Below are 18,719 nucleotides of genomic sequence, written 5' to 3' on the forward strand. Positions count from 1 at the left end.
GGGGGGGTTAGCGGCCCAGGACGATCCGCGCCTCGTTCGGCCGCAGGGGAGAGGCGGCGGGCGGCGCGTCGTTCAGGCTGCTCAGCAGTGTTTCGCCCCCCGCGAGGTCCCCCACTTCCCGCGTTTCCCCGCCGAAGTTCAGCAGCACGACCAGGCGCTCCCCCTCAAGCGTCCGCTCGAAGGCGAAGACGTCGGTGTGTTGCGTGTCCAGCGAACGGTACTCGCCGCCCAGCAGGGCCGGGTGCTCGCGCCGCAGCGCCGTCAACGCGCGGAAGTAGTTCAGGTCGCTGTGCGGTTCGCCCTCTTCCACCTGCACGTTCACGCGGTCCGCGTCGTCCGCGATGGGCAGCCAGGGGGTAACGCCCGCCGGGGCGAAGCCCGCGTTGGGGCCCGTGTCCCACTGCATCGGCGTGCGCTCGGGGTCGCGGCTGGCGGTGGGCACGTCGGGTTCCTGAAGGCCCGCCGGGTCCACCATCCGCTCAGGAGGAATCGGGACGTCGTGCATACCGATCTCGTCGCCGTAGTAGGCGGTGGGGGTGCCGCGCAGGGTGAGCAGCAGGGTCTGCGCGACCCGGTACTGATCCGCGCCCACCCTGGACTTGAAGCGCGGCTTGTCATGGTTGCCCAGCACCCAGTTGGGCCAACTGTGGGTGGCCCGGCACGCCACGTCGTAGTCGTCCACGAAGGCGCGAATCTCCCGGGCGTCCCAGGGCAGCAGGATCAGGTGGAAGTTGAAGGGCAGGTGCGCCAGCGGCGCCTCCGGCGTGCCCGCGTAGCGCAGCAGCCGCTCGACGGTCAGGTAAATCTCGCCCACCATCATGCGGTCATCGAACTCGTCCAGCACCCCGCGCATCATCCGCACGTAGTCCAGGGTGGCGGGCTGGTCGTTGGTGTAGATGTGCAGCGTCTGCGCGTACTCGTTCATGCCGGGCCGCCAGTCGGGATTCTCCGGCTCGTCCAGAAAACGCTCGTCCTCCGCGAGCAGGTTCATCACGTCCACCCGGAAGCCGTCCACCCCCCGCCGCAACCAGAAGCGCAGCGCGTCCAGCATCGCGGCCTGCACCTCCGGGTTGCTCCAGTTGAGATCCGGCTGTCCCGGCAGGAACTGGTGCAGGTAGTACTGCCCGCTCGCCTCGTCCAGCGTCCACGCCGGGCCCCCGAAGTGTGATTTCCAGTTGTTCGGCGGCCCGCCGTCCGGGGCCGGGTCGCGCCATACATACCAGTCCCGTTTCGGGCTGTCCTTGCCCGAGAGTGCCTCCTGAAACCAGGCGTGGTCGGAGGAGGTGTGGTTGGGCACGTAGTCCAGCATCACCTTCAGCCCCAGCCGGTGCGCCTCCGCCACCAGCGCGTCGAAATCTGCGAGCGTCCCGAAGAGGGGATCGATGTCGCAGTAGTCGGCCACGTCATACCCGAAGTCACGCATGGGCGAGACGAAGATGGGGGAGAGCCACACCGCCTCCACGCCCAGCGAGGCCACGTAGGGCAGCCTGGAGGTGATGCCGCGCAGGTCGCCCACGCCGTCGCCCGAGGCGTCCTGAAACGACCGGGGGTAAATCTGGTAGATGATCCCGCGTTGCCACCACTTCAGTTCGCTGGGCTGCGTCATGGGTCAAGCGTAGCAGGAAAAGGGGGAGGACTGAAACGATTCAGAAAAGGGTACAGGACAGCCACGAAGTCCGGTTTTGGGTAGGCTCGGGCGGGTTGACCCCTCAGTCAGCTCCGCTCAAGGGGAGCCAGGAACGCGAGTTGCCCTCTTGTTGCCTCCCCTTGAGGGGAGGTGGCCCGCAGGGCCGGACTCGCAGAGCTGTGCAGCAGAGGGGTTCCACCGGGGCCGAGCGAACCTCAGCCCAGCGGTTCGAGGTGAACCTGACGGGCGCCGCTGGCTCGCCAGGTGTTCAGGTCGTGCAGGCCCTCTTCACTCAGGTCGGCGGTGGCCGCGCCGTTTGCCTGGACTATCCAACCGCGCCGGTTCGCCTCGGCGGGCAGGCCGCGCAGGTGGTAGCGGCCCGGCGCGACGTTCCCGGCCAGTTTCAGGGTGACGAGGTGCGGGTAATACTCGCGCTCGAAGCGGCGCTGCAAGCGTTCGGCCCGGCCGCTGTCGATGCCTGAAATCCCGAAAAACAGGAAAAAGGCCCCGAAGTCCACCGGCAAGCCGCGTCGCTTGCGTCTGACAATCAGGCCCGTGATCTCGGTCGGCGTCATGCCCTCAGGGTAGATGCCGGAGGGCGGGCGTTGGTCCCTTATACGGCTTCCGCTCCATACCGCTTCGGCCCGTATTCTCCCTGCTCGCTCTGCTGTGCAGTTCTACGGGCCCGCTCGGATTTCCAGGTTGACAAGTCACCTTTCCACCGGAGTCCGTATTACCGGTGCGGCTCGATCACGATCATCCCGCCCTGCAAGCGGGCCAGTTCCGCGTCCCCCGGCCCTTCGAGCTTCCGCATGGTGCTGAGGCTGCTCCCTTCCGGGGCGCGGGCGACGGCGTCCCCGATGCGAATCTGCGCGCTGGCGATGGGCCGCGCCCAGACAATCGCGTCGGCATTGCCCCCGTAGCCCGCATGGACCACGCCGCGCAGGGCGCCCATCACGATCACGTCGCCGCCCGCCACGATCTCCGCGCCGGGGTTCACGTCGCCCAGGATCACCACGCTGCCCCGGTACTCGCCCCGGAAGCCCGCGCGCACGCCGTGCGGCAGGATCACGGTGCGGGCGCTGCCTTCCTCGCCCTCGCTGCCGGGGCCGGTGACGGTGACTCGCGGCGCACGGATGCGGCCTGGCGTGCCACCCGCGGCGCGAATGGCCGTGAGGGCGACCTCCAGCGCGCCGGGGTCGGCGTCGCCCTGCACTTCGAGGGTTACGCTGGAGCCGAGCAGTTCCGTGCGGGACGCAAGGGTCTGTGAGACGCTGTCCGCCGTATCGCCCGGTTCGAGGAGGAGGTTCATGCCGCCGAGCGTGCCGCGAAGCTTCATCCTCTTCACTTTACCTTCCGCAACTTCGTGCATGGCAGGAGGGGCGGGCGTGGTATAGAATGTGATTTATGCTGATTCAGGAGGGCACCCTTGGTGCAGCTTGACCCCGGCGCGGTCGTTGAGGGCCGCGTCACGCGCGTCACCGACTTCGGTGCGTTTGTCCAGTTTGAGAACGGCGAGACTGGCCTCGTGCATATCTCGCAGATCGCGCACTCCTTTGTGCGGAACATCCACGACCACGTCCGCGAAGGCGAGACGGTGGAGGTCAAGGTGCTGGGCCGCGACGAGCGGGGCCGCCTCGACCTCTCCATCAAGGAGCTGCTGGAAGAACCCGAGGAAGTGCCGCGCCCCCGCGCCATCGGTCGCCAGAGTCCGCAGTTCGAGGCCAAGCTCCGCTCCTTCATGCGCGACGCCAAGGAGCGCACTGGCGGCGGCGGCAGCAAGAAAGGCCCCGCCACCACGAAGCGCAAGAAGTAATACCGATTCCGAGAATTTCCGTATCAAGTACGGGAATTCTCCGAGCGGACTTGCTGCGCAGCAGAGGACTTTCCCGCGCTTTCCCGGAAAGTTCGGATGGGAAGCGGAATCCGTCTAAGCCTCACCCAAAATTCAACCCAGCATCCGGCCCCTGCCTTTCCCGGCGGGGGTCATGTCCTGCGCCGCACGATTTTCCCTGTACTGTTTCCCCATGCCCAACCCTGCTACGCATAGCCCCGCTACGGACGTGATCGTCGTTGGCGCCGGTCTGGCCGGACTGGTCGCCGCCGCGGAGATCGCCGACGCCGGAAAGCGCGTCCTGCTGCTCGATCAGGAAGGCGAACAGAACCTGGGCGGGCAGGCGTACTGGTCCTTCGGCGGCCTCTTCTTCGTGGACTCGCCCGAGCAGCGCAGGCTGGGCATCCGCGATTCACATGAGCTGGCCTGGAGCGACTGGCAGAACAACGCGGGCTTCGACCGCCCGGACGATCACTGGCCCCGCCGCTGGGCCGAAGCCTACGTGGACTTCGCAGCGGGCGAGAAGCGGGCGTGGCTGCACGGCCTGGGCGTGCGCTGGTTCCCGGCGGTCGGCTGGGCCGAGCGGGGCGGTCAGGGCGCGGGCGGGCCGGGCAACAGCGTGCCGCGCTTTCACATCACCTGGGGGACCGGCCCCGGCGTGGTGGAGCCGTTCGAGCGGCGCGTGCGCGAACACGTGGCGGCGGGCCGGATCGCCTTCCGCTTCCGGCACCGCGTCCGGGGGCTGAACATCACGAACGGGGTGGTCCACGGCGTTCACGGGCACGTGCTGGAGCCTTCCGACACGCCGCGCGGCGAGGCGAGTTCGCGCGTGGTGGTGGGCGACTTCGACCTGAACGCGGGCGCGGTGGTAGTCACTTCCGGCGGGATCGGCGGCAACCTCGACCTGGTGCGGCGCAACTGGCCGACCGAGCGAATGGGGCCGCCTCCGGCCTTCATGGTCGCGGGCGTGCCGAAATACGTGGACGGCGAGCTTCAGGGCCTCGTGCAGGCGGCGGGCGCCAGTCTGATCAACCCCGACCGGATGTGGCACTACACCGAGGGGCTGCGGAACTGGAATCCGATCTGGCCGAATCACGGCATCCGCGTGCTGCCCGGCCCCAGCAGCCTGTGGCTGGACCCGACCGGGCGGCGCCTGCCCTTCCCGAACTACCCCGGCTTCGACACCCTCGCCACCCTGACGCACATCACGCGGCATGAGTACCCCTACACCTGGTTCCTGCTCAACCGCCAGATCATCAAGAAGGAATTCGGGCTGTCGGGCAGCGAGCAGAACCCCGACCTGACCGGCCGTGACCCCCGGCTGACGCTGCGGCGGGCGACGGGGAAAGTGCCGGGACCCGTGCAGGCCTTTATGGATTACGGCGCCGACTTCGTGGTGCGGGACAACCTGCGCGACCTGGTGGCGGGCATGAACGAACGGGCCGGGAATGACCTGCTGGACCTCGCCACCGTCGAACGCGAGGTGCGCGAACGGGACATGCAGCTCGCCAACGTGGCCGGGAAGGATACGCAACTCGCCCTCGCCCGCAACGCCCGCGCCCTGCTCAGCGAGCGGCTGATCCGGGTCGCCAAACCCGCCCCGATCCTCGACCCGGCGAACGGCCCGCTGATCGCCGTGAAGCTCAACATCCTGACCCGCAAGACGCTGGGCGGCCTGGAAACCGACCTCCAGGGCCGCGTCCTGCGTCCCGGCGGCGAGGTGATGCCGGGTCTGTACGCGGCGGGCGAGGTCGCGGGCTTCGGCGGAGGCGGAATGCACGGCTACCGCGCGCTGGAGGGAACCTTCCTGGGCGGCTGCCTCTTCAGCGGGCGGATCGCGGGCCGGGCGAGCGCGGCGGCGCTGTGAGGGGAAGACGGAGGACTTACGCGAAACGTGTTCCTTGCAGGGCCGAGGAAAAACGCGATTTCTTGCGTTGAGACGGCTTCGCCGTCCACCCCCTCCCAACCTCTGCGAGTCTCGCAGGGCGAGCTGAACCATTCCCCGCAAGGGGCTGAGCGATGTACTCATCTAAGAGAAGCGCGATGGGGACGCCATCTCTCTCCCTCAGAGGGTCGGGGAGAGGGGTGGCAGCCGCCAGGCTGACCTCAAGACAGACCAGGCATTCGGTCATCCAGTGGCCTCTCTACGCTGGGCCCGTTCACCCCCTCCCAACCTCCCCCCTCTCCTGCGGAGCTGTGCCAGTCAAGGGGGAGGAGACTTTTTATCGCCCCACACGTCATTTCTTCTCTAAGAGAGTTAGATGCATCACTCGGCCAGCAAGGGGGAGGAGTAAAAAGCTGCTCTACGCGCGCGCTCTGAAGCCCGGAAGTCCTGAGCAGTGAGGCGTGGAACCTTCACGGCCCCACTTACCACTGTCCACTCACGCCTAACCCCTGACCGCTTTTTTTAACCGCCGCGTAACAGGCGCGCTGCAAACTCCGCGCATGAACAGGAATCTCTCCCTGCTGGCTCTGTCCGGTACGCTCGCGCTCGGCGCGTTTGCGGGCTTTGAATTGTCGGAGCGGTCCAGCGCGCAGGTGACCAACACCCTGCCCGCTGCGACGGCCCAGGCCACCCCTTCCACCGCCAACGTCTTCGACTCGGGCCGTGCCCGCACCGAGTCGGAGGCGAACACCGTGCAGGTCGTCAAGGACCGTCAGGACGGCCTGGTGTACGTCAGCGTGACCGAGAGCGGGCAGGGCGGCCCGCAGGTGCAGCAACAGCAGTTTCAGGACCCCTTCGGCTTCGGGATCCCCGGTATGCCGGGCGGTGGCGGCAACGGCGGCATGCAGAAAGCGACCGGCAGCGGCTTTTTCGTGGACGCGCAGGGCGACATCATCACGAACAACCACGTGGTCGAGGGCGCCAGCGAGATCACGATCCGCCTGCACGGCAACAAGCAGACCTACAAGGCGAAGGTGATCGGCCGCGCCCCCGACTTCGACCTGGCCCTGATCCGGCCCGAGGGCCTGCCCCAGGGGGCCATCAAGCCCATCCCGCTCGGTGACTCCTCGCAACTCGACGTGGGCCTCAAGGCAATTGCGATGGGCGCGCCCTTCGGCCTGGACTTCAGCGTTTCCGAGGGCATCATCAGCAGTCTGGACCGCACGGTGCCGGTCGGTGCGAAGGAGGTCGATCAGCAGGTCATCCAGACCGACGCGGCCATCAACCCCGGCAACAGCGGTGGGCCGCTGCTCAACAGCGCCGGGCAGGTGATCGGCGTGAACACCCAGATTCTGACCGGTGGCAGCGAGCAGAGCGCGGGCGTGGGCTTCGCCATCCCCGTGAACACCGTCAAGCGGCTGCTCCCGCAACTCCAGGCGGGCGGCGAACTCCGGACGCCCACCCTGGGGATCCAGTTCACCGACCTGAGCGCCCTGCCGCAGGACGAACGCCAGAAGCTGAACCTCCCCGCCACCGGCGCCCTCGTGCAGCAGGTCTACCCCGGCAGCCCCGCCGCCCAGGCTGGACTCAGGGGCAGCGCCCAGGCCGCCGCGCAGGACCAGAACGGGCAGATGCAGAACGGGCAGCCGCAGATCGCCACGGACGGCGACATCATCGTGGCCGTGGACGGCCAGCCCATCACCGAGGGAGCGGACCTGAGCCGCGCCGTGATCGGCAAGCGCATCGGGGATACCCTGCGCCTCACCGTCCAGCGGAACGGGCAGACCCGCGACGTGACCGTCAACCTCCAGGCCTTCACGATTCCGGGCACGCAGCAGTAAGAACAGGAATGAGGGGGGCCGGGCACGTGACTGTGTCCGGCCCCTCGCTGGTCAGCCGAAGAGGGGTCCCAGGTCCGTGAGCACGCCCGTCGCCTGCGCGTCCCTGAACTCGTACCCGCCGAACACGTCCAGAAACGTCTCCCGCGACAGCCGCCGCGTCTGCCCGCTCGGTCCGGCCGCCTGCACCTCGTCGCCACGGACGGTCAGGCGGTAGACACCGACTTCATGCAGCCGCAGCTTCTTGCCGCGACCCTGCCGGGTGCAGGCGGTCACGGCGAACTCGCGCCCACCCCGCGCGGCGAGAAAGGCGAGCAGGTCGGCGGCGGTCATCGGGTGGGGAGGATAGCGCATCCGGTCACGGCTGGCGGACCGCTTCTGTTAGAGGTTGGGAAACGCGAACAGGACTGTCAACACGAGGCCTGCCCCAAAGCCCAGCATAAGCTCCCAGTCGAACTGCCTGAGATAGGGGCGGGTTGCGGGCAAGAACCGGAAGAAGAGTGGGAGGATGAGAAGGACTGCGAGCACGAACAGGTTTGGCCACGGAAAACCCAGTGAACTGGAAAACGGTAATGACAGCTTGAGGAGGTAACCCAGCAAAGCCGTTGCGTAGCCCCAGCCCAGAGCGGCGAAGAGCATGACGAGCCGCCTCCACCACTCCGGCCCATGCTGTTCCCAGTGCCGCAGCATGGCCGCCTGTGCCCTTTGCTGAGCGGCCAGCAGTTCCTGCCGGGCCTTCTCGCGGTCTTTCACCCCGTCAGTGTAGCCAGGGGAGGCGGGTAAGGCTCAACTCACCACCGTCCCCGCCCCCGCCAGTGCCGCGCTGACCGGCTGACCGGCCCGTGCGTCCCCGAAGATCACCCGCTTCACACCGCCCTGCACGGCCTCAGCGGCCCCCAGTACTTTCTTCTTCATGCGGTCCTGCGCGAAGTCCAGGTAGCTCTCGACATCGTTCGCAGGAATGGCCGGAATCAGGCTGGCCTCGTCGGGGTAGGCGCGCAGCAGGCCGGGCACGTTGGAGAGCAGCAAGAGCGCGTCGGCGCTCAGGGCGACCGCCAGGGCAGCGGCAGCCCGGTCGCCGTCCACGTTGATCGCAATACCCTCGTAGCTGACGGCGGGGGGCGTCAGCACCGGCAGGTAGCCCGCGCCCAGCAGCAAATTCACCAGCTCCACGTTCACGCGCTCGACGGTGCCGGTGTGGTCGCCGCGCAGGACCTTGACCTTCCCGTTCTCCACGGCCCGCACGCTGTCCTTGTGCTTGCCCTCGAAGATGCGACCGTCCAGCCCCGACAGGCCGACCGCGTTCACGCCGAGGCGCTGGAGCCGCTCCACGATGCCCTTGTTCATCTTGCCGCAGTACACCATCTCGAAGATTTCCAGCGTCTCGCGGTCGGTAAACCGCGACGTGTACCCGCTGGGGCTGGTCACGAAACGCGGCGGGTGCCCCAGCGCCTCCGCCACCCGGTTCGTCTCGCCGCTGCCCCCATGCACCAGCACGAACCGCTGCCCCTGTTGCCACAGCGCGGCCAGGTCGGCGCACACCGCGTCGTAATCGATTCCGGCGCTCCCGCCCACCTTCACGACAATCATGGGAAGGAAGGTAGCATCTGAAAAGCGGCTGGGGCAAATGGGTGGCAACTGTAAAGGGGGCGGTATCAGCAGAAGGCTGTCTCTGGGCCATTCAGTCGGCGGCCGCCGCCCGCTGCGTGGTCAGCCTCCACCCCAGCACCAGCAGGCCCGCCCCCACCAGCACCGCGAAGACCGCCGCGGCCGCGAAGGTCTGGCTCACGTCCGCGCCGTGCACGAAGGGCCTCGCCAGCAGCGGCGACAGGAATTGCCCCAGAAAGATGCTGGCCGACAGGCCGCTCATCACCCGCCCGCGCGCATGGGCCGGGGCGAGGGCCGCCAGGAAGGTGTTCAGGTTGGGCGTGACCAGACCCGCGCCCGCCCCCCCGATGATCAATCCGGGGACCACCCACCCGGCCCCCGGGGCGAGGCTTACCACCGTCCACCCGACCGCCAGCGCCACCAGGCTGAAGCCCGCCGTGAGGACCGGCGTCCGGGTCCCGCCCCGCCGTGAGAACCACAGTGCCGCGAGTGCCCCCGAAAGCGTGCTGACCCCCATCACGAAGCCCACCAGCGCCGGGGCCACGCCCAGGCCTTCCAGCCGGTACGGAAGCTGGGTCGGCATCAGGTAGAAGACCAGCATGTAGGCCAGCGCCACCGCGTAGGCCAGCAGGACCGGCCGCCACGGGACGCGCTCTACTGCCGCCTCCGCCAGGCGCTCCCCCGCCGTTTCCCCGCGCGGCAGCCGCAGCGCCAGCGGCACCAGCAGGAGGGCCGCCAGGTACACCGCGAAGGGCAGGCGCCAGCCGATCCCCGCCAGCAGCCCGCCCAGCGGCAGGAAGATCACGCCGCCCAGGCTGGTGAAGGCGCTCTGCAACCCCAGAAAGCGCGCCCGTTCCTGCCCGGCGAACAGGTCCGCCACCAGCGCCGAGCCCGCCGTCATGGTCGCGCCCACCGCCAAGCCCAGCAGCACCCGCCCCAGCATCAGACTTCCCAGTGTGGGCGCATACAGGCCGCTCGACCCGGCCAGGGCATAGAGCAGCATCGCCACCACCAGCACCGGCCTCCGCCCGATCCGGTCGGTGAGGTACCCGCTGAGCGGCGCGCTGACCGCGATGGCGAGGCCCACCACCGTCACCGTCAGCCGCACCAGCACGTCGGCATTGGGCAGGCCCGCGAAGTGCGCCTGCATGGCGGGCAGCGAGGGGGCGATGGTCGCCCCGCTCATGATGGTGAGGGTCGCCGTCAGCAGCAGCGTGACGCGCGTGAGCCAGGGGACCGGCCGGAGAGGAGAGGTGGGAACCGTCATCCCTCCGAGCCTGCGCCCGGAACAGTCCGGAACGCAACTGTCTGTTTCCGGGCCAGGGACGCTCCGGAGCTGGTGAGGCCTTACCGCTCCTGCGGCACGAGGTCGGCGTATTCGGGGTGTTCCTGAATAAAGGCCGCGACGAACTGGCAGGCGGGCACGACCTGGAGGCCCTGCGAGCGCGCGTCGTCGAGGGCCGCCTGGATCAGCTCCGAGCCGAGGCCCTGGCCCTCGTGGCCTTCCTCGACCTCGGTGTGGGTGAAGATCAGGGTGTCGCCTTCCGGCTGATAGTCGGCCATGCCCACCACCTGCCCGTTCAGCTTGATCTCGTAGCGGTTCTCAGCCTCGTTGTTGGTTACCTGTGCGCCCGGGGTCATGCTTCAGCGTAGAGCAATGCGCCACCGGGCAGGCCGTCTCTTAAGGGAGTCGCAGCCAGGGCCACCGCCTGCCGCCACACGTCCGCTCGGGTGATCAGGCCCCCGGTCAGCGCACCCACGCTCCCCACCCCGCGCTTGAGGTCGGTCAGGCCCAGCACGTGGTCCATCACCGGCCCCAGTTCCTCGCCTGCCCGCACGCGCGCGGCGACCAGCGGAGGCAGGCGCAGCTCGGCGGTGCGCGACACCTCCACCCTGACCTGACCTTCCCGGGCGTGTGCGACCGCCACCACGCCGAACAGCCACCCGTCCGCCCCCTGAAATGCCACGCCGCCCTCCAGCCCCACGCCCCAGCCTTCACGCTGCCCGATCAGAGCGAGGGCCGCCCGCGCCCGGTTCACCGCCCCCTCGCGCGTCTGCGCCTCACCGATGGGCTGGTCGGGCACGCCGCTGACGACCGCCACCCCCTCCACGCTCACTTCCGGCCACCACGCGCGGAACACGTCGCGGACCGGCTGCACCTTCGCGGGGTTCAGGCTGCCCACCCGCACGAGTGGGCCGGTGCTTCCGCTCACTGCGGCCACTCGCCCAGCACCCGGCGCAGCAGGGCCACCTGTCCCCAGTGGTAGGCGCTGTGGGCGGCGAGGTCCGTCAGCACCTCGCGTGCCCGCTCGGAGGGACTCCCGGCCAGGGCGCGCGCCTCGGCCAGCCCCAGGCGCAGGTCCGTCAGGTAAGCCCCGAAGCCTGCGGCGTCCGCCACCCCCGGCCAGATGTCCAGCCCCTCCGGCCAGGTTTCGGTTTTCCCCGAGGCGAGGTCCAGGCTCGCCCGCTGCGTGACCGCGAGGTGTGCCAGCAGGTCCGCGAGCGTGTAGGGCACGCCCAGCACCGTCCGGGTCGCCGTTTCAAAGGTCAGGCCGTCCAGCAGCGTCTCCGGGGCGGGAAAGATCGCGCCGCCTCCCAGGGCCGATTGCAGCATGTTCATGCCCGGCAGCCTAGGGTCTGTCTGGCTGAAGAATCAAAGCCAAAGAAGGATGCAAGCGAGGTGGACACCGGCTAAAAACTGGTGTCCACGCTTCTCGTACCGGGTGGCAATCGCCCGAAAATCCTTGAGGCGATTGATCCCCCGTTCGACGACCTGGCGGCCTTTGTAGGCTTCTGCGTCAAATTTTGGGGGGCGTCCCCCCCGCTTGCCCTTCCGCAGCCGGGCCTTGCGCGCATCCTGGCGCTCGGGACAGACACACCTGATCTTGCGTGCCCGCAAAGCACGCCGGTATTTCCTCGCCCCATACGCCCGATCCATCCGAAGGGTCGGGGGACGCTTGCGCGGGCGTCCCGGACCGGGACGCCCCACCCGCACGGCCTCCAGAAGCGGCACGAGGTAGGTCGGGTCGCTCGCCTGCCCAGCAGAGATCAGCACACTGAGGGGCCGACACTTCCCATCCATCAGGACGTGGATTTTGGTGGTGCGTCCCCCACGACTGATCCCGAGCCACTCGTCTTCGAGCGCCCCCTTTTTTCCAGCTTGGCTGGCTCTTTTCGTGCGCCCACCGCAGCGCGGTGGGCTTTGACGTGCGTGCTGTCCGCCGCCGCGCCTTCCCAATCAATCTTTCCCTCAGCATCCGCTTTCAGGTGCAGGGCGGCCAGAATCTCGGCCCAGACCCCGCTGCGCGACCAGCGGGTGAAGCGGTCATGACACGTCTTCCACGACCCATACCGCTCGGGAATGTCTCGCCACGTTGCCCCGGTCTTCTGACGCCAGATAATGCCGTTCAGCACCGGCTTATGGTCCTTGTAGGCGTGTCCCTTCTTGGGGTTTTTGGGGAGCAGTGGGGCCAGAATGGCCCACTGCTGCTCCGTCAAATCCGTCCGTCCCATCCCCCTATCCTGCCAAATTCAGCCAGACAGACCCTAGCCCGTAGAGCGGTGCCGTGATAGGTCGCCGAACCTTTCTGGGCCGAAGGAATGAGCGGGCCGTGCTGGGGCGGCGCGCAGTGGAGTGGCCGCCCAGGACACGCGGCAACGGCTGGGGTGCGCCGCCCATAAGACGGCGGGAAGGAATGGGGAAGGCGCCTGGGGCGGAAAAAAAGCCCAAGAGAAGCTCAAGGGACCGTTGCGGGCGTCTGAAGTGCCGGTTCAGCCACCTCCCAGACCGCTACGCCACACTGCGGGCAGCAGGACGGGAGGGACGACCGATGTTCATGCCTGATGCCACCCCCATCGAGATCCTGCTCGTTGAGGACAGCGAACCCGACATCCTCCTGACCGAGGAAGCTTTTGCCGCCGCTGGTGTCACCAACCGGCTGCACATCACCCGTGACGGCGTGGAGGCCCTGGCCTTCTTGCGCCGGGACGACGTGTACGCCGGTGCCCCCCGCCCGGACGTGATCCTGCTCGACATCAACATGCCGCGCATGAACGGCCTGGAAGTGCTGGCCGAACTCAAACGCGACCCCCAGCTCATGACCATTCCCGTGATCGTCCTGACTACCAGCGAGGCCGACGAGGACATCCTGCGCTCCTACCAGGCGCACGCGGCGAGCTACGTGGTCAAGCCCATCGACTTTGAACACTTCTACCAGGCGATTCAGGCGTTCGGGCGCTACATGCTGAGCATCGTGCGTCTGCCGCCGCCCACCTCATAAGACCTTCAGGTGAGTCGAAGCCGAGGGGCGAGCAGAGCGAGCATAAGAAAATACCGACTGGTAGCGATGGACTATGAGCGAGTGAGCCTACGTTGCTCGCTGCCGTTGCTCGCTGCAAGACAGGCGAAGGGCCGTACCTGAGCCTCTGAGAACATCCGGGAAAGCGCCGGATATTCTGGAATCAGGGCAAGTGGGTATGACCCCTTCGGCCCTGGGCCGGCTCAGGCCGGGTGCAGCCCCGCGAAGTCCAGCCCCGCCCTTTCCGGCCACCCGTGCGCGATGTTCAGGCTCTGGACGGCGTGCCCCGCCGTGCCCTTGACCAGATTATCAATCGCGCTCATCAGCACCACGCGGCCGGTGTCCACGTCCATCTCGAAGCCCAGGTCACAGTAGTTGGTGCCGTCGAGCAGCATGGGGTCGGGATAGCGGTGGATGCCCCGGGCCACCTTCACGATGCGGATGAACGGTTCAGAGGCGTACACCTCGCGGTAGGCCGCCCATACGTCGCGGTCGCTGTAGCCGTCGGGGATCCACGCCTGGATGGTGGTGAGGATGCCCCGCACACGCGGCGTGCTGATCGCGGTCAGGTGCAGGGGAAAGCGCCCCGGCAGTTCCTGAATCGCCTCGGCGGTGTGGCGGTGGCCGACCGGCTTGTACACGCGCAGGCTCCCCGCGCGTTCCGGGTGGTGGCTGGCCTCCGTGGGACTCGCGCCCGCCGCGCTGGAGCCGACCAGCCCGGTGGCGATGATGTCTTTCGGCAGCAGCACACCCAGCTTGAGCAGCGGGTACAGCGGCAGAATCACGCTGGTCGCGAAGCAGCCCGCGCAGGCGATGCGGGTCGCCCCGCGCAGTTCCTCGCGGTGCAGTTCGGGGTTGCCGTACACCCATTCGTTCAGCCGCTCCGGCGTGGGGTGGTCCTCGCCGTAGTACTGCCGGTAAAGCTCCGGGTCCTTGATCCGGAAGTCGGCGGACAGGTCCACGATCACGCGAGCCTTGCCCTCGAACTCCGCGATGCGCTTCGCGGCGCTCCCGTGCGGCAGGGCCAGCACCAGGATATCGGCCTCCTCCAGCTCGGCGGCCTTGCGGAACTTCAGGTTCGTGCGCCCGCGCAGGTTGGGATGCACGAGCGCCACCGGCTGCCCGGCGCTGCGCTCGCTGGTCACCTGCGTGACGTTCAGGTAAGGGTGCCCCAGCGCCAGCCGCAGGAACTCCCCGCCCGCGTAGCCCGAGCCGCCCACGATGGCGACGCTGTGCTGCTGAGAATTGGATTGCTCAGAACCAGTCATGCGGCCCAGTACATCACAAATTGTAGGTGAGGGGGCGGAGAAGTTTACACATGACAACCGAACAGTGCTACTGCTTGCCGTACACTCGCCAAATCACCTCCATCAGATCGCCCTTGACTGCTTCGCCGGAGGCGACCCGCGTCAGCACCTCACCCGGCGTGAGCCATTCGCCGCCGCTGAAGTCCTCCGGGTTAAGGTCGGGTCGCCCCTCGAACGGCACCTCGTACACCCGCATGAAACTGCTCAGGGTCGTGTCCAGCGGGCTGAAATTCGCCGTGACCTGCCAGCCCAGCGTGTCCACATTGAGATTCAGTTCCTCCCGCGCCTCCCGCTTGAAGGCTTCGTTGAAGGATTCACCCGCTACGACCTGCCCGCCCACGCTGAAATCCAGTGCCCCCGGCCAGCGGGTCTTGTGAGCCGCGCGGCGTGGGATGAACAGTTCACCGGCAGCATTCCGCAGGAAGGCATTCACTCCGCGCACGTACGGTACCTCCTCCGACGCCGCGCGCCACACCACGCCGATCACCTCCCCAGCGTTGTTCAACAAGTCGAGGAGTTCGTCACTGTCCGGCCCCACCGCGCGCTCCAGCAACGTGCTGTGGTATGTCACGCGCAGGTCGGGCCGCGCCGCCCGCAGCGCCCGCCAGAGCGTGTGGCCCTCGCGCTCGAAGCTGTCCCACTCGCTCTCGGTGTCCCGCAGGAAGGCCGCGCGCATCGGGAGGGGAGAGGCGGGGTCGGCCCGGTTCAGCGTCGAGTCGTAGGCGTCCGCCCAGGCCAGGAGCCGTACGGTCAATTCGGACGACAGCAGCAGCGTCAGCGGGTCCAGGTTTTCCCCGCGCGACCACAGGGGGAAGCAGCCATAGTCCGCCATCAACCGCAGCGGGCGGATTATTTCCCCCCTCCGATCAGCGTCAGGCCGAGCAAAGTCGGATTCGCCCCCTTGCCCTCGCTGACCAGGGTCACGCTCTGAATCACCACCCCTGGTTTCGGATTCGTCCACTCCAGCACGGGCACATTTATATCCAGCCCGTCGCGCGTCTTGCCGACCCAGCCCGGCGCAGAAATCATGCTGCTCGGTAGGGTGTCCGTCCACGCCCGGATGTGGCGTCCATATTCGAGCGGCTGATTCAGCACGCTGCCGTCGGCGTACCGGATTTCATAGCGCCCGATCACCTCGCGGTTGGTGGGGGCGGGCCAGCCGGTGGTGTGCAGGAAGGCGAGGGCGTCCGCCTTGCGCCCCAGTTCGAGGGTGACGCGCTCCGGCAGTTCCTTCGCCGCCGCCCGGTTGCCGCGCAGCATCACCGCGCCGCGCACGTCGAAGCGGTAGTTCCCGATCCGCACAGTTCCGCTGCCCAGGTTTCGCAGGTCGGTGTCCGGCCCCTTCCCAATCCAGCCCGTGCCGTCCTCGTCGGTCAGCTTGCGGGTCACCAGCGGCGCGAGGTTGACGAGGCTGCCCGCCGTCTGCCGGTAAGGGTTCGGCGCATAGAGGTCGCGGTACAGCGCGTCCGCCCCCTTCACTGCCTGGCCCGCCGGGTTCCAGAAGCTCGCGCCCGCGCGCACCAGCGCGACGCCCTGCTCGGCCATGCCGTCCCAGATGCTCGGATTCCCGAAGTAGCCCGACCAGCGCGTCTGGATCATGCCGACCGCCCCGGCCTGCACGGCGGCCCGGCTCAGGCCCTCGGCGTTGCCGACCTCGGCCCAGGACGCCCCCAGCACCGGGAAGCCCAGGGCCTTGATGCGGCGCATGGTGTCCGTGTTCGTGTCCGCCGTGTAGTTCCAGTACGCGACCTGGATGTCCTTGGGGAGTTTGGCGGGCAGGGTGGCAATCACGCTGTCCGAGAAGGCGGCGTCGTGCCAGATCATCGTCCCAACGTTCTGCGCCTTCAGGAAGTCGTGCAGCTTCAGCGTGTCGTCCACGAACAGCTTCTCGAAGCCCGCCGCCTTCCCGTTCTCGCGGGCCGGGAAGCGGTCACGGTTGCGGACCTCGTCGTGACCGATATGAATGACCTTCGGCTGAAAGACCTCAATGGCCTCGCGCAGCACGGGGAAGACGACGCGGTCATACGTCTGTGGATTGAGCGTGTCATAGGCAAAGGGATTCTGCGAGTCGGGATCCTGCACCAGATCGAGGTTCTTGCCGCCCTGGAACATCCAGCTCGTGTGCCCCAGCGTCTCGATCAGTGGGATCACCTCCAGCCCATGCTCGCGGGCGAGTTTCGCCACCCGGGCCGCCTCCGCCTTCGTCACGCCGCCGGGATGCGCCCAGCCCCCCGCTCGCGCCACGTCCCACTGCACGTAGTCGCTCATCACCAGCACGGCGTTGTACTTGAGCTGGGCCAGCAGCGGAATCAGCCGGTCATTCACGCTCTGGCTGCTCCCGTCGAGGTACAGCATCGCCACCCGCTGTGCGAGGGCGGGCGCGTCCTGAATGCGGGCGAAGCGGAGGCCATCCGGCGTGAGCAGTTGCCGTAAGGTCTGGGCGCCGGAGTAGGCCCCTCTGGCGTCCGCCCCGACCACATAGGCGCCCGTGCCATCCACCCACAGCGCGTAGCCCTCTGGTGTTTCGGTGTACAGGCCCGCCGCCTTTGCTTTCGCCGCCAGACCAGCGTCGGCCCGCGTGCCGATCACGATGGGGGTCTTGCCGCCGTCGGGCAGCGTGGCCCCCAGCCGCGTCTGCCACTGCTCGCGCAGGTCACGGACGGCCCAGCCCAGTTCGGGGGTGTTGCCCACGACCTTCACGCCCAGGCCCGTGAGCGGCAGCGTCCCCGCCGGGAACTCCGCCTTTTGCGGCTGCGGCACGAGGTCCGGGCGTGGTGCGGTGACGCGGGCATCCGGGACCGGGGTGACGGGGAGGGGGGCGGCGAGGGCGGGGGAGAGGAGGAGGGCGGCGGAAAGGAGAAGGGGGGTGGTCAGGCGCATGGATGGACCTCGTGGGAGGGAGGACAGGCGTTGCCTGCCACCCCCCTCCCCGGCCCTCTCCTGCGGAGCTGTACCAGTCCCCCGCAGGGGGAGGGAGAAAAAATCGTTGCCGTGGGGCTGTTCCGGCGTGAAGGTGGTGGGCAAAAGACGAGGCGGCACGCGGGGCCTGCTATGACAGGCCCCGCGTGCCGCTCCTCGCGCGCCGCTTACAGGCTCGCGTTCCACGCCTTCACGATGTCGTCGAGCGCCTGTTTCGCGCTCTTCTGTCCGGCCATCGCGGCCTCAATGTTGTCCTTGAAGACCTTGTTGAGCTTGCTGGCGTCCGGGTAGACCAGCGTGAGGTCCTTGGCCTTCTTCAGCTCCGTGGAGCTGACCAGCTTGCCCTGGTCGATGGCGTTGTTCCCGCCCTGCTTGAAGAACTTGTCGGTGCTGGCCTTGACGGTGCTGGGGAAGGTGGTCTTGGTGACCTTGCTGAACTGGAGCTGGTTCACGTCGTTGGTGAGGAACAGCGCGAGCTTCTGCGCCAGCGCCTTGTCCTTCACGCCCTTGGGCACGACGAAGCCCATCAGCGGGGTGTGGATCACGTTCCCGGCAATGTTGATCGGGTACGGCGCGACCTTCGTGACGTTGTAGATGTCCTTGTTGTCGTTCGCCACGCGCAGGATGAACTGCGGGCCGGTGATCAGCATGCCCAGCTTGCCCGCTGAGTACAGTTCGGTGGCGGCGGTGAAGCCCCGGCGCATGGTGTCTTCCGGGATGTAGCCCTGCTTGTACAGGTCCACGTAGCTCTGGAGCAGTTTCACGTGCTCGGGGCTGTTGAAGACGGCCTTGCCGCCGGTCTTGTCGAAGATGGGCAGGCCCGCTTCCTGGAACAGCACCAGCATGTTCAGGTTGTTGATGTTCGGCATGAAGCCGTACAGGCCGGTCTTGTCCTTGATCTGCCTGGCGGCGGCGATCAGCGTCTGGATCGTGCGGGGCGGGTTGTTGGGGTCCAGGCCCGCCTTGCGGAAGATGTCGGTGTTGTAGGCCACGACCTTCGGTGCCCAGTACCACGGCACGCCCATCACCTTGTCGCCAAAGGTGAAGGTGTTCAGCGGCGAGGCGAAGTACACCTTCTTCTGCGCGTCGGTCAGCGTCAGGGGTTCCAGCGCCCCCTGGTCCACCATCTTCACGACCATGTCCGAGGCCAGGTTGACGGCGGCGGGCGGACGGCCCGAGGCGATGGCCGCCAGCAGCTTCTGCTCGATGGCGGAGGCGGGCACGTCCACCCACTTGAGTTCCACGTTCGGGTTTTCCTTCTCGAACTGCGCCACCAGCCGGTTCATCTCGTCGTTGAAGAGGGGCGCGAGCGCGATGGTCCAGAACTCCACTTGCGTCTTCTGTGCGCTGGCGCTGCCGAGGGCCAGCAGGGCGGCGGTCATCAGGAACTTCTTCATGGGAAC

19 protein-coding genes are annotated in these 18,719 nt (G+C 67.8%); 4 read left to right on the plus strand and 15 right to left on the minus strand.

Annotation, left to right across the window (positions count from 1 at the left end):
• Positions 1–7: 7 nt before the first annotated feature.
• From E5F05_RS13105 to E5F05_RS13115, 3 genes are all read right to left on the minus strand, one after another.
• Positions 8–1,606 (minus strand): alpha-amylase family glycosyl hydrolase, encoded by a 1,599-nt coding sequence (locus E5F05_RS13105; RefSeq protein ID WP_129119063.1) that lies wholly within the window; start codon positions 1,604–1,606, stop codon positions 8–10.
• Positions 1,607–1,842: 236 nt separating this feature from the next.
• Positions 1,843–2,202, minus strand: a complete 360-nt coding sequence (locus tag E5F05_RS13110; protein ID WP_129119064.1) for a hypothetical protein — start codon at positions 2,200–2,202, stop codon at positions 1,843–1,845.
• 158 nt (positions 2,203–2,360) lie between these two features.
• Positions 2,361–2,966 carry a septum site-determining protein MinC gene (locus tag E5F05_RS13115; RefSeq protein ID WP_129119065.1) on the minus strand — a complete coding sequence of 202 codons (606 nt, stop codon included), beginning with the start codon at positions 2,964–2,966 and terminating at the stop codon, positions 2,361–2,363.
• Between the two features lie 90 nt (positions 2,967–3,056).
• On the opposite strand from E5F05_RS13115, the gene E5F05_RS13120 reads away from it, so the two are divergent.
• The 3 genes from E5F05_RS13120 to E5F05_RS13130 all read left to right on the plus strand — a co-directional run bounded on the left by E5F05_RS13120 (position 3,057) and on the right by E5F05_RS13130 (position 7,187).
• Positions 3,057–3,443 (plus strand): S1 RNA-binding domain-containing protein, encoded by a 387-nt coding sequence (locus tag E5F05_RS13120; protein WP_129119066.1) that lies wholly within the window; start codon positions 3,057–3,059, stop codon positions 3,441–3,443.
• Positions 3,444–3,654: 211 nt separating this feature from the next.
• Positions 3,655–5,328, plus strand: a complete 1,674-nt coding sequence (locus E5F05_RS13125; protein WP_129119067.1) for an FAD-binding dehydrogenase — start codon at positions 3,655–3,657, stop codon at positions 5,326–5,328.
• 578 nt (positions 5,329–5,906) lie between these two features.
• Positions 5,907–7,187: a S1C family serine protease gene (locus E5F05_RS13130; RefSeq protein ID WP_129119068.1), complete on the plus strand. Its 1,281-nt coding sequence runs from the start codon at positions 5,907–5,909 to the stop codon at positions 7,185–7,187.
• Between the two features lie 51 nt (positions 7,188–7,238).
• Here E5F05_RS13130 and E5F05_RS13135 read toward each other — a convergent pair whose 3' ends face one another.
• The 8 genes from E5F05_RS13135 to E5F05_RS13170 all read right to left on the minus strand — a co-directional run bounded on the left by E5F05_RS13135 (position 7,239) and on the right by E5F05_RS13170 (position 12,305).
• On the minus strand, positions 7,239–7,517 hold the full coding sequence (locus E5F05_RS13135) for a hypothetical protein (RefSeq protein ID WP_129119069.1): 279 nt from the start codon (positions 7,515–7,517) through the stop codon (positions 7,239–7,241).
• Between the two features lie 48 nt (positions 7,518–7,565).
• The gene (locus tag E5F05_RS13140) at positions 7,566–7,937 is read right to left on the minus strand and encodes a hypothetical protein (protein ID WP_129119070.1); all 372 of its coding nucleotides are present in this window, start codon (positions 7,935–7,937) and stop codon (positions 7,566–7,568) included.
• A 33-nt stretch (positions 7,938–7,970) separates the two neighbouring features.
• Positions 7,971–8,774 carry a [LysW]-aminoadipate kinase gene (locus tag E5F05_RS13145; RefSeq protein WP_129119071.1) on the minus strand — a complete coding sequence of 268 codons (804 nt, stop codon included), beginning with the start codon at positions 8,772–8,774 and terminating at the stop codon, positions 7,971–7,973.
• Positions 8,775–8,865: 91 nt separating this feature from the next.
• Positions 8,866–10,059, minus strand: coding sequence for an MFS transporter (locus E5F05_RS13150; RefSeq protein ID WP_129119072.1), 1,194 nt, complete (start codon positions 10,057–10,059; stop codon positions 8,866–8,868).
• Between the two features lie 80 nt (positions 10,060–10,139).
• Positions 10,140–10,433: a GNAT family N-acetyltransferase gene (locus E5F05_RS13155; RefSeq protein WP_129119073.1), complete on the minus strand. Its 294-nt coding sequence runs from the start codon at positions 10,431–10,433 to the stop codon at positions 10,140–10,142.
• Entirely contained in the window at positions 10,430–11,005 is a 576-nt protein-coding gene (gene yjjX / locus E5F05_RS13160; protein WP_129119074.1) for an inosine/xanthosine triphosphatase, read from the minus strand. The genes E5F05_RS13155 and yjjX overlap by 4 nt, the downstream gene beginning before the upstream one ends.
• Positions 11,002–11,412, minus strand: coding sequence for a DinB family protein (locus E5F05_RS13165; RefSeq protein ID WP_129119075.1), 411 nt, complete (start codon positions 11,410–11,412; stop codon positions 11,002–11,004). Before E5F05_RS13165 ends, yjjX begins: the two co-directional genes overlap by 4 nt.
• 33 nt (positions 11,413–11,445) lie before the next feature.
• Positions 11,446–12,305, minus strand: a protein-coding gene (locus E5F05_RS13170) for an IS5 family transposase (protein WP_146719922.1) whose coding sequence is annotated in 2 segments (ribosomal slippage) — positions 11,446–11,948 and positions 11,948–12,305 — 861 coding nt in all. Because the reading frame shifts where the segments join, the coding sequence is not laid out codon by codon here.
• 317 nt (positions 12,306–12,622) lie between these two features.
• Between E5F05_RS13170 and E5F05_RS13175 the strand changes: the two genes are divergently transcribed.
• A complete protein-coding gene (locus E5F05_RS13175) occupies positions 12,623–13,072 on the plus strand; it encodes a response regulator (protein ID WP_129119096.1) in 450 nt (149 codons plus the stop codon).
• A 221-nt stretch (positions 13,073–13,293) separates the two neighbouring features.
• Here the strand turns inward: E5F05_RS13175 and argC are convergent, their stop codons facing one another.
• From argC to E5F05_RS13195, 4 genes are all read right to left on the minus strand, one after another.
• A complete protein-coding gene (argC, locus tag E5F05_RS13180; RefSeq protein WP_129119097.1) occupies positions 13,294–14,358 on the minus strand; it encodes an N-acetyl-gamma-glutamyl-phosphate reductase in 1,065 nt (354 codons plus the stop codon).
• A gap of 67 nt (positions 14,359–14,425) precedes the next feature.
• Positions 14,426–15,229, minus strand: a complete 804-nt coding sequence (locus tag E5F05_RS21660) for an NUDIX hydrolase (RefSeq protein ID WP_241687161.1) — start codon at positions 15,227–15,229, stop codon at positions 14,426–14,428.
• Positions 15,230–15,246: 17 nt separating this feature from the next.
• Positions 15,247–17,277 (minus strand): beta-N-acetylhexosaminidase, encoded by a 2,031-nt coding sequence (locus tag E5F05_RS13190; protein ID WP_129119098.1) that lies wholly within the window; start codon positions 17,275–17,277, stop codon positions 15,247–15,249.
• A gap of 206 nt (positions 17,278–17,483) precedes the next feature.
• A complete protein-coding gene (locus tag E5F05_RS13195; protein WP_129119099.1) occupies positions 17,484–18,713 on the minus strand; it encodes an ABC transporter substrate-binding protein in 1,230 nt (409 codons plus the stop codon).
• Positions 18,714–18,719: the final 6 nt, after the last annotated feature.

The sequence above is a fragment of the Deinococcus metallilatus genome (assembly GCF_004758605.1).
GTDB lineage: Bacteria > Deinococcota > Deinococci > Deinococcales > Deinococcaceae > Deinococcus > Deinococcus metallilatus.

What these genes read in the sequence shown, in the direction of transcription:
- E5F05_RS13165 (WP_129119075.1), bottom strand. Translation starts at nt 11,412, where the DNA reads ATGAACATGCTGCAATCGGCCCTGGGAGGCGGCGCGATCTTTCCCGCC.
- E5F05_RS13130 (WP_129119068.1), top strand. Translation starts at nt 5,907, where the DNA reads ATGAACAGGAATCTCTCCCTGCTGGCTCTGTCCGGTACGCTCGCGCTC.
- E5F05_RS13175 (WP_129119096.1), top strand. Translation starts at nt 12,623, where the DNA reads ATGTTCATGCCTGATGCCACCCCCATCGAGATCCTGCTCGTTGAGGAC.
- E5F05_RS13125 (WP_129119067.1), top strand. Translation starts at nt 3,655, where the DNA reads ATGCCCAACCCTGCTACGCATAGCCCCGCTACGGACGTGATCGTCGTT.
- E5F05_RS13195 (WP_129119099.1), bottom strand. Translation starts at nt 18,713, where the DNA reads ATGAAGAAGTTCCTGATGACCGCCGCCCTGCTGGCCCTCGGCAGCGCC.
- E5F05_RS13190 (WP_129119098.1), bottom strand. Translation starts at nt 17,277, where the DNA reads ATGCGCCTGACCACCCCCCTTCTCCTTTCCGCCGCCCTCCTCCTCTCC.
- E5F05_RS21660 (WP_241687161.1), bottom strand. Translation starts at nt 15,229, where the DNA reads ATGGCGGACTATGGCTGCTTCCCCCTGTGGTCGCGCGGGGAAAACCTG.
- E5F05_RS13150 (WP_129119072.1), bottom strand. Translation starts at nt 10,059, where the DNA reads ATGACGGTTCCCACCTCTCCTCTCCGGCCGGTCCCCTGGCTCACGCGC.
- E5F05_RS13115 (WP_129119065.1), bottom strand. Translation starts at nt 2,966, where the DNA reads ATGAAGCTTCGCGGCACGCTCGGCGGCATGAACCTCCTCCTCGAACCG.
- E5F05_RS13145 (WP_129119071.1), bottom strand. Translation starts at nt 8,774, where the DNA reads ATGATTGTCGTGAAGGTGGGCGGGAGCGCCGGAATCGATTACGACGCG.
- E5F05_RS13105 (WP_129119063.1), bottom strand. Translation starts at nt 1,606, where the DNA reads ATGACGCAGCCCAGCGAACTGAAGTGGTGGCAACGCGGGATCATCTAC.
- argC (WP_129119097.1), bottom strand. Translation starts at nt 14,358, where the DNA reads ATGACTGGTTCTGAGCAATCCAATTCTCAGCAGCACAGCGTCGCCATC.
- E5F05_RS13110 (WP_129119064.1), bottom strand. Translation starts at nt 2,202, where the DNA reads ATGACGCCGACCGAGATCACGGGCCTGATTGTCAGACGCAAGCGACGC.
- E5F05_RS13135 (WP_129119069.1), bottom strand. Translation starts at nt 7,517, where the DNA reads ATGACCGCCGCCGACCTGCTCGCCTTTCTCGCCGCGCGGGGTGGGCGC.
- E5F05_RS13155 (WP_129119073.1), bottom strand. Translation starts at nt 10,433, where the DNA reads ATGACCCCGGGCGCACAGGTAACCAACAACGAGGCTGAGAACCGCTAC.